Annotated in this window: 9 protein-coding genes; 3 read left to right on the top strand and 6 right to left on the bottom strand. The window is 39.4% G+C overall.

The genetic code is table 11. From position 1 onward, the window contains the following. Positions 1–16 precede the first annotated feature (16 nt). Entirely contained in the window at positions 17–3,445 is a 3,429-nt protein-coding gene (locus B2X72_RS13755) for a SusC/RagA family TonB-linked outer membrane protein (protein ID WP_145327449.1), read from the bottom strand. Positions 3,446–3,629: 184 nt separating this feature from the next. Further along, the gene (locus B2X72_RS13750; RefSeq protein WP_088161083.1) at positions 3,630–4,805 is read right to left on the bottom strand and encodes a FecR family protein; all 1,176 of its coding nucleotides are present in this window, start codon (positions 4,803–4,805) and stop codon (positions 3,630–3,632) included. A 370-nt stretch (positions 4,806–5,175) separates the two neighbouring features. On the opposite strand from B2X72_RS13750, the gene B2X72_RS13745 reads away from it, so the two are divergent. Beyond that, positions 5,176–5,601, top strand: coding sequence for a hypothetical protein (locus B2X72_RS13745; protein WP_088161084.1), 426 nt, complete (start codon positions 5,176–5,178; stop codon positions 5,599–5,601). Here B2X72_RS13745 and B2X72_RS13740 read toward each other — a convergent pair. The 4 genes from B2X72_RS13740 to B2X72_RS13725 form a co-directional block, all read right to left on the bottom strand. Continuing rightward, positions 5,582–6,454, bottom strand: a complete 873-nt coding sequence (locus B2X72_RS13740; RefSeq protein WP_088161085.1) for an EamA family transporter — start codon at positions 6,452–6,454, stop codon at positions 5,582–5,584. The genes B2X72_RS13745 and B2X72_RS13740 overlap by 20 nt on opposite strands. Beyond that, the gene (locus B2X72_RS13735) at positions 6,441–7,259 is read right to left on the bottom strand and encodes an alpha/beta hydrolase (RefSeq protein WP_286849977.1); all 819 of its coding nucleotides are present in this window, start codon (positions 7,257–7,259) and stop codon (positions 6,441–6,443) included. The genes B2X72_RS13740 and B2X72_RS13735 overlap by 14 nt, the downstream gene beginning before the upstream one ends. A 74-nt stretch (positions 7,260–7,333) precedes the next feature. After that, positions 7,334–7,909 carry a Crp/Fnr family transcriptional regulator gene (locus B2X72_RS13730; protein WP_167512257.1) on the bottom strand — a complete coding sequence of 192 codons (576 nt, stop codon included), beginning with the start codon at positions 7,907–7,909 and terminating at the stop codon, positions 7,334–7,336. Positions 7,910–8,021: 112 nt separating this feature from the next. Then, positions 8,022–8,798, bottom strand: a complete 777-nt coding sequence (locus B2X72_RS13725) for a hypothetical protein (protein ID WP_088161087.1) — start codon at positions 8,796–8,798, stop codon at positions 8,022–8,024. Between the two features lie 350 nt (positions 8,799–9,148). Between B2X72_RS13725 and B2X72_RS13720 the strand changes: the two genes are divergently transcribed. Both B2X72_RS13720 and B2X72_RS13715 read left to right on the top strand, forming a co-directional pair. Then, positions 9,149–9,772, top strand: a complete 624-nt coding sequence (locus B2X72_RS13720) for a hypothetical protein (RefSeq protein ID WP_286849974.1) — start codon at positions 9,149–9,151, stop codon at positions 9,770–9,772. 719 nt (positions 9,773–10,491) lie between these two features. Next, positions 10,492–12,522, top strand: coding sequence for an outer membrane beta-barrel family protein (locus tag B2X72_RS13715; RefSeq protein WP_286849971.1), 2,031 nt, complete (start codon positions 10,492–10,494; stop codon positions 12,520–12,522). Positions 12,523–12,890 lie beyond the last annotated feature (368 nt).

Below are 12,890 nucleotides of genomic sequence, written 5' to 3'. Positions count from 1 at the left end.
GTTTTTTATCGATTGGTTAAAAACTAAGGTTAACCCCAAATGTAAAATTGCGCATAATAGGGTAGTAGGCTCCGCTTGAATTGATTTCGGGATCCCATCCTTTTCTATAGTTGCTTTTCGTGAATAGGTTTTCGGCATTTGCGTAAACCCTTAGACCCGACAATTTCCATTTGTTAAGGATGTGCTTAGGAATGGTATAACCCAATTGGATGTTCTTGAGCCGCAGATAGCTTGCGTCCAGTAACCAGTAGTCCGATAGCAGGGTATTTGGTGTGCCAGTATTCGGCAATTGTTCAATTCTTGGGTATATGGCATTTCGATCGGGATTGGCTGCAGTCCATCTGCCATCAGCTTGCCAGCGTTGGATATTGCCGTTTTGTGTCAACGCAAATCCAGCATAATTGTCCAATAAGCCTTTGACACCGCTTACACCTTGAAGAAGTATTCCTAAGTCAAACCCTTTGTAGTTCATTCCGATATTCATCCCGTAGGTGTATTTGGGGATGCGTGATCCAATTACAGTTCGGTCGTACGTAGCGTCTACTTTTCCATCAGGTACACCGTCGGGGCCACTGATGTCCTTGTAGCGGATATCGCCTGGTTGCGGTTTGGGGTTGATGCTGGTTTGATTGGTATAGCTTGCAATATCGGCTGCATCAATAAACAAGCCATCGGCCTGGTAGCCGTAGTAGGCTTGAATCGGGTAACCGATAAATAGGGTTGAACCATTTCCCACTAAGCCATTCGGTTGATTGATATTGCCGACACCCAAATCGACGACCCTATTTTTGACCGTAGAGAAGTTCAGATTTACGTTGTAAGAAAAATCATTTAATTTTTTTTGATGCCCTAGTGTAAATTCCCATCCTGTATTTCGAAGTTTTCCAGAATTTTGTACACCTACTTCAAAACCCAAAATTTTGGAAACACTAGAACCTGGGCTCACCAAAATATCGTAAGTATATCGGTTATAATAGGTACTGCTGAAGGTCAGTAAATTTTTAAATAAAGCCACTTCTACGCCCGCATCTGCCGTTCGGGTCGATTCCCAGCGTAGCATAGGGTCAACAATTGTTGTTCGGGCGACCCCTGGAGAAATAGTGTTTCCAAAGGGGTAATTGTAACCAGGATTTAAAACATCCTGGTATGGGTAGTTAGAGACAACGCGCTGTTGGACATTATTGACAATATTTTGGTTACCGAGAACTCCATAAGATCCTTTGATTTTCAATTCGTCTATCCAGCTATAGTGGTCCTTTATAAACGATTCTTCACTCAGTAGCCAACCTACTGCAATTGAAGGAAAAGTGGCATACTTTTTATCGGTTGGAAAACGGGAAGATCCATCGTATCGAACAACACCTTCGACCAGGTATTTCTTGGCATAGTTATATTGTATGCGTGCAAATAACGATTCCAATGCCCACTCAGTAGCTGTACCAGTATTTTGTTGTCCATCTGGTGAACCTACATTTAACTCGGTAAGATCATTGCTGGGAAAATTCTGGCGGTAAGCGCTTAAACCTTCGCTGTAGCCTTTCTCGAAAGAATAACCGCCCAATATTTTCAGGGAATGTTCCCCGATCGTTTTATTATAGTCTGCTAAGGCCTGAAACGTTTTATACGTTTCATAAGGAGCAGTTTGATTGAGGCTAGAAGGTCCGAGCGTAATGGAATTGTTGATCCGTTGTGATGCTCTAAAAAGTTTTGTGCGGCCATTCGTCTGCGTATAGCCCCCAATAGCGGACAAGGTCAGATCTGAAATCGGTTTCCAGTCGAGTCTTGCGTTTCCGGAGATATTGGATACTTTTTCTTTGTAGAAAGATTCGCTCTCCAGGAAAGATACAGGTGTCCCCTTCAGGTTATTCCCTGCGCCCCAGTCGCCGTTGCTCAGGCGGATCGGGTATATGGCGGGATAGCGAATCACCTGAGAAATGATATCCGTCATGCTGGAGAAGTCAAGCGTTGCCGGTGCTGCGGGTTCGTCTGTTTCGGTCTGAATTGCTGCTACCCGCGTCGTTAATTTGAGCTTGTCATTGAGGTTTGATATGAGATTGAGGCGGACATTGTATTTGTCAAAATTGTTTTTGATGACAATACCTTTTTGATTGAGAAAGCCCGCAGATAAGGTGTATTGTATTTTATCTGTGGTATTGGATATATTTAAGTTGTGGCCTGTTTGCGCCGCTTGGGACTTGAATGAACTGGTCAAGTAATTCCTATTTGGGTAGTTATCGGGATCCGAGCCATCTTTAAATTTTTGGATCTCCTCTGCGGTGTAGCCTCCGCCGCCACTTGTGGTTTCATTGAGCAAGGAAGCGTACTCCCAAGAGTTTACAAATTCGGGGAACGCTGTTGGTTTCTGGATACCGTAATAGCCATTGTAATTGACCGTTAATTTTCCACCTGTTGCCCCGGTTTTTGTTGTAACCAGAATAACACCGTTGGCGGCTCTAGCTCCATATATCGCAGCGGAGGAAGCGTCTTTCAGTACCGAGATAGATGCAACATCATTTGGATCGATATCATTGAAGGAATTGGTGGGTATACCGTCGACTAAAATAAGCGCGTCGGTACTTGCACCGAACGAACCCACACCACGGATCTGTATGGTATTGTTTGCTGCACCAGGCTGACCAGATCGCTGTATGACGGTCACACCGGGCATTTGACCTGTGAGGGCTTGCGCAAGCTGGGGAACGGAGCGTTTGGCTAGTTGTTTCCCATCAACTTGGGAAACCGAACCGATTAATTCTTTCTTTTTTGTCGTACCGTAGCCTACGACGACGACTTCTTCCAAAGCATCGACCTGTTGGCTAAGTTCAATATTCAGGTAAAGCTGGTTGGATAATGGGATTTCTTTGGTTTGGTAGCCGATCATTTTAATCACGAGTACGGCATTATTATTTGCTTCGATCTGAAAGTTACCACTTTCATCTGTCGTGGTTGCCCTTGTCGAACCTTTTATTATAATCGTCGCGCCCTGAAGCATTGTTCCTTTGCTATCGTGAACATTTCCTTTGAATGTGCGGGTTTGTTGTACTAACGTGTAGTTATTTGGAAGCTCATAAGTCGGATAATTTGTTTTTAACTTCGTTACGACAAGCATATTGTCCTGAAAACTCCAATCGACAGGTTGGTCTTTTAAGAGAAGCTGTATGGCTTTTTCTAAAGGCATATTACGAACCTGCGCCTCAATTTTAATGTCGGCAAGTTCTTTACCATTCAACAGAAAGGGGACGCCACTCTGTTTTTGGATGGTACGTAATACCTGCACCAAAGACATTTTTTTGGCGTTAATAGTAATTGATTGTGCGTAGCTAGCTGCAGACAGCTTAACAACACATGCAAGGGTAAAAAAGGCACTAAGCTTCATTTTGGTCTTCCATTGCTTGGGTATGTTCACAGCAATTCGATTTCTATGAACAAGAAAATTAAAATTCATAAATTTGTTGAATTAGGGATATAATCTATTATTAAACTGATTGGGTAAATCGGTCAAAAATGGAGATCGCTATTATGGCCGATTAATGTTCGTAGCATTGGTCGGCTTTTTTAGTATCTCGTTTGGTCTCGTTAGGTTGGTTTTCTCATAATTGTTGTTTTTGGGTTATTTCATGGATAATTGGTTAGTTTGAAACAAAGAGTTTACGAACTCCATTTTCTTGGATCAAGTCAAATTTAATATGGCTACGCTCCAGGATCTTTAGGACTGCCGCGAGACTTTTCGTGCGTTTAATTTCGCCATATAAAAGTGTTTCTTTTATCGGTTGCGTGTAGATGATTTGCAGGTCATACCATTGGCCGATCAGTTGTAGAGCAGTATGGAGGTCCGTTTCATTAAAATAGAATTTATTGTCGAGCCATGCGATGTAATTAGCGGGATCGACCACTTTTTTAGATAGTTGACCCGAAGCTAAGAGCGCTTGCTGATTGGGCTTGAGCTGTAACGTTTGCCCTTGCGCCGATAGATTGATACTCCCCTCTATAAGCGTTGTACTACTTTGGGATTTTGAATAGGTATTTACGTTGAATTCAGTGCCCGTGACTTCAATTTGTTGCCCGTTGGAAAGAACATGGAAGGGTACCTTTTTATTTTTTGCAATTTTAAAATAGGCTTCACCGTCCACTTCAACAACACGTTTGTTTTTTGCAAAACGAAGCGGGTATTTAAGTGTTGTTTTTGCATTGAGCGTAATCTCCGATCCATCTTCCAGTTGGAGTTGCAGCATCGTGCCAGCAGGGGTGTTGACCGTGGCCATCAGATCTCCTTTTAAAGAGGCGTTTTGAAGGATAGTACCGTCTTCGTAGGTTAAATTTTCTCCTGAAACCAAGGCTCCTTTCTGACTCGATACCTGGAGCACTTTGCCGTTCGAAAGCCGTATTTCTGCCTGGTTGCTCTGTGCTTCTACGTCATTTAAGACGATTCGATTACTGACCGGTGCAACTTGTTTTCTAACCATGAAATACATCAAACCTCCTAAGATTATGCTTATTAAAGCTGCTGCGTAGGGAAGCAGGTGTTTTATATTTCTGATAGGAGATGGTTTAACGGCAGAGGTCCGAATAGTTTCTAGGGTCTTTGCTTTTAACCTTTCGTTCCAATCCATTGTATCTGAAGCCTGAAGCTCGCTCCATTGATTCAAGTCGTTTATCAAATCATGGTTATCCAGGAGGTCTTCAAAAAAAACACGATGTTCTGCTGATTCATCCAACCATAACTTTAAATCGGTCTTTTCATCGGACGTTAAGTTGTCGCCGATATACTTTATGATTAGTTGTTTGATATCATCAGTCAATCTCATGGTATATAATTTTAGATAGATACGTAACAGGGAGGATAAACCTTAGTAAAAAAAGTAAAAAAATAATTAGGTGCAGCACGTCGACAAATATTAAGCTCCAACCGACCAATATCGTCAATACCACGTCCAATATTGCTTTGGCATTTATCTTAACGGATTAATTCGCATCTTTAAAGAAGATTATTGTTTTTACTTAAAGCTTGATGGTTAAAGGGATTTATCAGCTGTAACTTGTAAAAGGTCGGCGTTGAAATCAGTTTTGGGATTGCTGCTCTCCGCAGGAACTGGTCGAAATGTATTAAAGGAAAATAGGAGGGAGCGAGAAGTTCAGGCCTATTCGCGGTTTTATTTATTTTAAAATAGTGTGCTGATGAAAAGGAAGCTAAGTTTTATTTTCCTGCGAATTATAGGGTTTAGTGTATTGACGACCTTTGTCCTTACAGCCATACTTCAGGCAAATAATGAGGCTGCAAAAAGAGCACGTTGCTACATGCCCTTTTTTACAGAATTGTTGCTTTCATTCGTGGCACTCTGTATTGCGATTGGTACGATATCTATTTTTCTAAATCTAAATAAGCAATTCAGAACCAGTAGGCTTGCACGGGCACTATCCTTTGTTTTATTGCCCGCCGCTATTAGCCTATTGTTTTCGTTCTTTCTGATCCAAGCAGGCGGAGCATCCAATATATTTGAAATGCTCCACATGGCTGCAACTATAGTTCCAGTATGGGGACTGATCTTATGGCAATATAATAGATTTAATCATTGGTTGACTACTACGGCTTACCAACATTAATTATAATGACAGCCATTAAAATCAGGAGTATGCCAAACCATTGGAACCCTGAAACAACTTCCTGTAGAACCAACATGGCAGATAAGGTTGAAACAGGGATCTCCAGACTTGAAATAATATTTCCCATCGCTATTCCGGTTTTTGGGATTCCTTTTGTAAATAGTAAGGGGGGAAGAATAGTTCCAAAAATGGCAATCAATAATCCCCAGGGCAATGCATTAGGTTGCATATACCGAATAATATCAATGTTCCAAAATGCTACGATGAGCAGCAGTCCGCCTAAGACCAAGAATTGGCTACGTACTGGACTCGGTAAGTCTTTTTCCACTGTGCTTGAAGCATAAATTGCCAACGCATAACTTATTCCCGCTCCGAAACCCAGTATTATTCCTTTGTAATCAAGATTATTATTGTTTTGGAAGAGATTGGTTGCTAAGGTCGTTCCGAGCAAAACAATAGTAACTCCTGTTATCTTGCCTTTTGACGGAAACTTTTTCAACAGGACTGCTTCTGCAACCAAACTTATCCAAATGGATTGCATCAGTAAAATAATTCCAGCGGATACGGGGATATATTGGATGGAAAGATAGTAAAGTGTTGTTGTTAGACCAAGGGAAATGCCCCAGACCATCAGTTTAATTTTTGATGAAAATTTGATGGTGTTATGTTCGTCTGCATTACGCTTTGACAACAGATTAAAGGACAACAAAAAGAGAAAACCAAACATAAACTGCAGAAAGGTCAACAAACTTGTGTGTATCCCTAAATGGTTTGCATATTTCACAATTGTTGCGAGCAGTCCATAACTACATGCGCCTGCAGCAACATAGAGTGTCGATTTATAGTCCTTCATGTTGAAAGTAGTTTTGAAATAAAGCCAACTGTTGTGATAGTGATTTGCTCCAATAAGCAGTATCGTGTCCTCCTTTTGATTCGATGTAAAGATGCTCGATATTTTTGTCGGTCAGATGCTTGTGGAATGTACGGTTCATTTCCAGCATTTGCAGGTCTTCAGTTCCACAATCGAGGATATAGCGTTGTTTATTGTGCTTCATTTTATCTTCGTTGCTGTAGATGCGGTCTACATCGTTCAGATTTTTATAGTCGCCCAATACCTTGTCTACCTGATATTGCAGGTAAGCTTGTCCGAAGCGGTCGAAATCAAGAGCACCGCATGAACTTCCGACGATCGAAAATGTTTGTGGATAGGCTATGCCGATGTGCAATGCTCCGTAGCCACCCATGCTCCAGCCCAGTATTCCGCGCGCATTTCGGTTTTGTTGCGTCGGGTAGTGATGATCGATGTAACTTACTAGTTCATTTCCTATAAAAGTGGTGTATTGTGCATGTGGATCGATAGGACTATCTACGTACCAAGAATTGAAATTTCCATCTGGTAGTACATAGATCGTCTGAAATGTTTTTGCTTTTTGGATTAAGTCCGGAATGTTTTCTTGTACGGTACGGGTGGGGGTGCCGCTATAACCATGGAGAATATAAACTGTTTTATAATTGATCCCGTCTTGCATGTCGGGCGTAATTATAATGGTTTCAATGTTTTTGTCCATTTTGGCACTATGGATTTTTGTCTTAACGACTTTTTGTGCAGCCAGTGGTAGGCTAAGGGCAGAAAATAGGAGTGTGCATACTGTTTTCATAGCTTAAAATTTTGTCTCTATAAGGCAAAATTCAACAGTATAATCTTTAAAAACGTATACACATGTTGATGGAATTATTCTTTTAATTCCTTACGGATGCGACTTAATTGCGTGGGAGTTACACCAAGATAGGAGGCGATATGACGCTGCTTGAGGCGTTTGAAAAGCACCTGATTCTTATGAAGTTCAAGATAACGTTCCTTTGCAGATTCCCACTTGAGCTCGATTTCAAGTGGTTCTTTTTTGACCACCCAATTCTTTTCCAGGTAGGCTATCTGAAAGAGCGCCAAATCATGCTTTGTGCGGACAAGCTCACGGAAAGCCTTGGCTGAATATTGAATTAACTCCACATCTTCGAGCGCAATGATGTTGAAGGTGCTCGGTGTTTCTTCAATGATGGCGGCGGTGGAAGCACAAAAGCTATTTTCTTCAAAAAACATTTTGTAGATAATATTGCCATCAGCGTTTGATTTATAATAACCTAATAATCCTTTGCATATAAAATAATAGTACTTAGCATATTCTCCAGCACGTAGAATATGTTCATTTTTTTTGAACTGCTTCACCTGAAAGATAGTTTTCAAAATTTCTGTCGTAGCTGGGCTAAGCGCAGCATAAGTATTCATTTCGAAGAGGAGTTTTTCTATCATCAATAGGTAACTGTTTTGTAAATGACCGATCTATCTATTTAACAAAGTTAGTGAAATGATCGCTTCAATTGTACTTTACCAGATTGTAACTTGGAAACTAAAGATTTTTACACTAGTCTTTGATGGAGTACTCGGTTCCATTCAGACCGACATATATTTCCTTGTCGAGGTCACCGCGATAGCCAATAAACAGCGGATACTGCTGTTCACGTAATGGATTATTATAAAGCTCCTCAATATTTGCATACTTTGCTTTTACAATGATTTGATTGGTCTCACTATTTTTTATTCCCTTCAACAAAGTGTGCTCACTGGTAAAATCTACGTAAGGTATTTCTTTTCTTTTGGGGCGGAAAATCAATTTAACTCCTTCCTCAATCAACGCCTTATTTTTTATGCGAAATTCCTGAATGGATTGCTCTTCCGGAAATATTTGTTTTCCGCTCTGGTTGTCTTTGATATGTTGAAAGAGTGTGTTTTGATCTATGCTGTCGCTATAATAAACAGTTGAATTTTTGTACAGATAAATTGTTGTTTCACCTGTTTTAAAATCGGCGGCATTGTATTTATATACTCGTGTTCCCTTTTTATCGATACGGTAGCGTTCGCCATTGAATAGTACCCAAGCATAGTCTTCTGTTCCATATTTAATGATCTCGGGATTATTTACATGGAAAAGTTGGAAATTGTAATCAGCTTCGAATAGTTCTGCTTTTTCAAAAAGTGCCTTTATTTTAACGTTTAGTGATTTGTCACAGTAGCCAAATAAGCTGTTCTGCATGAGTGTCGGAATTAAATCAGGATACACCAAATCCGTTGAAGCTAATTTATCTTGGGCATGAGTAGGTATACTTAAGAAGGTTAAAAGTAGTAAAACAAAATTTTTCATCCGTTGTGCTATTTAATGTGCATAACAAAACTATCAAATTAGATCTGTTAAAAAATCAATGAAAATAGTGATTTTTAATCGGGGGAATAGATTTAGAAATTGAATTACTTATATTCGGGTATTACCGGTTATTTCCCCCGAAACTATTCATAAATTGATAAGGACAAAAACAATTAGGAGATAATCCTTAAGACAATGCTAATTTAACGTTAATTGCAAAAAGAATGAAACAAAGCACACTTTTTTTAATACTCATCTTTTTTTCAATTGTTGTTCAGGGACAACAATTTGACAGTACCTATGGGAAGCCATTGATTGTGCTCACAGAGACAAACCCTTGGGCAATGGTTATGGGTTCTGACATTCCTTCATTTGCACTTTATGAAAATGGACAAATCATTTATAAGAAAATTGAAAATAAGCAGTTGAAAATCTATGAAGTAACATTGGGAAAATCCGAATTAGAATATGTAATTAAGTCATTAAACATTGCAGACAGCATGTACAAATTACCCGAATACATTGAAGTGAGCTCTTGGACGGATCAGCCATCAAATGAGTTAATTTTGAACATTGACTCAATTAAAATGATTCGTGTATATGGCAATATTGGAACAAAAGGCGAAGACAGAAAAGCGACACCTAAACAATTCTTGGCTGTTTACGACAACATCAAAAAATATAAGAGTAAGTCTGCAAAAGAATGGTTGCCAAACAAAATTGAAGTAATATTTTGGGATTATGCATATGCGCCTAATAAGCGACCTTGGCTTTCCGGGTTTCCTGATTTAAATTCTACTACAACAGTTAAACGAGGTGACGATGAAAATACAATGTATAGCGTTTATATTGACAAAAAAGATTTCGAGGAGTTCAAAAGATACTATCTATCAATGGAGGAAAAGCAAGCAGTGGAAATCAATGGAAAAATGATGGCGATTGATTACCGATTACCATTTCCAAATTTAGAGTAAACCCGGCCAACCTTTCTTTCGAATCCTAATAGCTTTTCTTTGTGATCCCGCTGGGATCAGGATTAATTTCCTATAAGCGCCATCATGGCTTATTTTCGCCACCTTCATCAGGTTGGTCACCGAATGGGACCTGTAATTTTGTACCGGTAAGCATTTATGGGTATTAGGCATTTTAAATGTTAGGGATTTGACTGTGGTAAATAGAGGTTTAAGACAATTGTGTGATTTTCAGGTTGATATAATGTTTTCGTGTTTCCGTATAAAGAAAAAAATTATTCAGACTGGGATGTCTTGAAAAGTACAATAGAGTAGCTCCTTGCTTATTTTGAATTTACTATTGTCGATTATCCCATCAGGCTTCCATGAACATTATACCCGTTATATTGTCAGGAGTAATGCCATACTGAACGATGAACCCTACTATAAGGCTGCAAGATGGGGGTATCATGGGTTTATGCGCTGATATCCGGTGTTTATGCTGTACCCAACTCTTTCCCGAAAATTAAGTATGATGGCTGAACCAAGTACTTCCAAACAGAATATGGGCTATTAATCAGTTTAGGTATCTCTTGAATAGATCTTTAGGATTACTTTCTATTAAAGTAATTTTTAATTTTACTTGATAATCATAAGGATTATTCCTTACTTAGAGGGTGCTTACTTTTTTGTTTTAATTAATAGCATCACTAACCATTTAGAGAGATATAGCGAAAGAGCAAATGAATTTCAGTGCCATAATTTTAGTATCAATACCATCACTATTTTTTTTTAGTAACAATCAAGCTTTCAGTCAGGTAATCAAAGGACAGACTGTCGATCATGCGAACAACAGGCTGCCTTATTCGACCGTTACTATCTTTTCTGTTTCAAAAGAGAAGCTGAAAATCATAAACTCAGACTCTACTGGCAGCTTTGCGTTTGGCATGTTGCCTTCCTATAAATTTATAGCGGCTTCTTACATGGGCAATGTCTCCGATACACTCACTGTGCAGGATAAGGGCCTGCATATTTTAAAAGTTGATAACTATACCTCGATCGATACTGTCAATATTGACAAAGATCAGCATAGAGTTGAGCACCTGGCTGATAGATTTGTATTTACCCCTAGTAGACGATTTATTAAAGGAAGCTCTGCGCTCGATGCGGTCAAAAATGCCCCCTTAATAGATTTTAACCAAAAGGACGAATCCTTTAGCATTATAGGAAAAGAAGGAACCACAATTTATATTAATAACAGGAAAACAGACCTGCCAAAAGAAATGATCCTCGCTGAACTCAGATCCAACCCGGCAGAAAATTTGGAGAGTATCGAGATCATTACCAATCCTGGAAGTGAGTATAGTGCCAATACATTAGGCGGAATCATTAATATCAATCTGAAGCGCATGTCTTTCGAAGGGCTTTTCGGTATGGCCAATCTAAGTACCGAGCAAGGACCTGACAATACAACTGTTTTTAATGGAGCATTAAACTATCGCAGACGGAATTTCGCGCTGCGAATTTCGCCTTTTCTCAATCGAAGTTATAATAGGAGGGATACTGAATATGAGATTGGCAATGCTCCTGATCAATCAACCAGTACAATCGAATATCACCGGAAATATATGGTCATAGGCGGCGGCATCGGCACAGATTATGATCTTTCAAAACGAACGCTTCTAAGCTTTAATGGATTCGTTTCAACTGTTAACGGGGATGCGAACAGTAATTCCAGGACGATCTTTTCCTCTTCGGATAGGAATACGGAAAACGAGATCAGATCTGATGACAAATACTTTTATAATTTTGGGAATGTCTTTATTCAGCACAAGTTCGACAATTCGGGGAATCGGATTTTAGTATTCAATATCGACTATAATCAATTTGAGAAAAAGAACAAGGACCGCATCAGTACTGTAGGCGTTGGCATGGAGCCACAAGTATCGAATAACCGTATACCCCAGGACTTCTTTAATATTTCGGAGAAGTTGGATTATATCCATAAGTTCGGCAAGCAAAGCCGCCTTTCTCTGGGAGGCATGCACAGCTATTCCAAGCTTAACAGCAATCCCTTTTATGAGATATACGGGAGCGGACAAGGTTCTGTGAATTTAGCATACGATTACAAAGAAACTTATCTCGCCGCTTATGGTACGTTGAATACAAATATTGGAAAGCGGTTCAATATGAATCTAGGCATTAGAGCTGAGAATACCCAGTACCGTACACGGGAAAAATTGAGTTTCGAGACGCTGGAAACAACTTATTTAAAGCTCTTCCCATCTGTTTCGGCGGTTTATACCATAAATAAAAATAATGTGCTTTCTGGTGCAGCTTCAAGGAAGATACAAAGGCCCTCTATGGAAATGCTGTTTCCCGGAAGGATCTATCAGAATGAAAACTATTACACCGAAAATGATCCGTTCCTGCTTCCTTCCCTGCGTAATAATGTTGAACTGATGTACTCGAATAAAGCAAGACATATTTTTTCCCTGGGGTATAACAAAGCTACTGATGCTTTTGCCAAATTTATAGTGCAGATACCGGAGGAAGATAAAATCCTCCAGAGAAGCACCTATATCAATTATGGTTCCTATGAAAGGTGGTATGCTACGGCCTCTACCAGAAACAGTGCCTTTAAAAAGAAACTCGATATCGTACTCTCTGCTACCTTTAACCTTTACGATTATGAGGCAAAGGTGGCGGGTAACAATAATGATATACGCAATTTTAATTTCAACTCCATCCTGAATCTGAATTATGATTGCTGAAAGTACATGTTTGTTTATTCTACACTGAAGTTTGTCAGCAATTCAAAAACTATTTCGCAAGAAAATTTCAGAAATCTTACCCTTTTTGATCTTGGAGCTAGAAAGTCGTTTGGGAATTTATCGGTATCTATTTACCTGAGCGATTTTTTAAATACAAGTAATGTTCAAACAACCTCTTACTTAAATACCTTGTCTTATAATAGATATAGGTTTAATTATTATCACTTGCGTCCTAAACGTTTAAAAAGTGGCGGTGTTTGGATATAGCAAAGTTGCTATATTTAAATTGCAAAATTATAACCCACCGCCAGGATAAAGTTAAAGGTTTTTAGTCAGATTTTATCTCTTATCGACCGCGAATTAGTGAA

This window comes from Sphingobacterium sp. UBA7253 (assembly GCF_002472745.1).
Lineage (GTDB): Bacteria > Bacteroidota > Bacteroidia > Sphingobacteriales > Sphingobacteriaceae > Sphingobacterium > Sphingobacterium siyangense.
This window is presented reverse-complemented; position numbering and strand designations above follow the sequence as displayed.

What these genes read in the sequence shown, in the direction of transcription:
- B2X72_RS13730 (WP_167512257.1), bottom strand. Translation starts at nt 7,909, where the DNA reads ATGATAGAAAAACTCCTCTTCGAAATGAATACTTATGCTGCGCTTAGC.
- B2X72_RS13750 (WP_088161083.1), bottom strand. Translation starts at nt 4,805, where the DNA reads ATGAGATTGACTGATGATATCAAACAACTAATCATAAAGTATATCGGC.
- B2X72_RS13715 (WP_286849971.1), top strand. Translation starts at nt 10,492, where the DNA reads ATGAATTTCAGTGCCATAATTTTAGTATCAATACCATCACTATTTTTT.
- B2X72_RS13740 (WP_088161085.1), bottom strand. Translation starts at nt 6,454, where the DNA reads ATGAAGGACTATAAATCGACACTCTATGTTGCTGCAGGCGCATGTAGT.
- B2X72_RS13720 (WP_286849974.1), top strand. Translation starts at nt 9,149, where the DNA reads ATGGGTTCTGACATTCCTTCATTTGCACTTTATGAAAATGGACAAATC.
- B2X72_RS13755 (WP_145327449.1), bottom strand. Translation starts at nt 3,445, where the DNA reads ATGAATTTTAATTTTCTTGTTCATAGAAATCGAATTGCTGTGAACATA.
- B2X72_RS13725 (WP_088161087.1), bottom strand. Translation starts at nt 8,798, where the DNA reads ATGAAAAATTTTGTTTTACTACTTTTAACCTTCTTAAGTATACCTACT.
- B2X72_RS13735 (WP_286849977.1), bottom strand. Translation starts at nt 7,259, where the DNA reads ATGAAAACAGTATGCACACTCCTATTTTCTGCCCTTAGCCTACCACTG.
- B2X72_RS13745 (WP_088161084.1), top strand. Translation starts at nt 5,176, where the DNA reads ATGAAAAGGAAGCTAAGTTTTATTTTCCTGCGAATTATAGGGTTTAGT.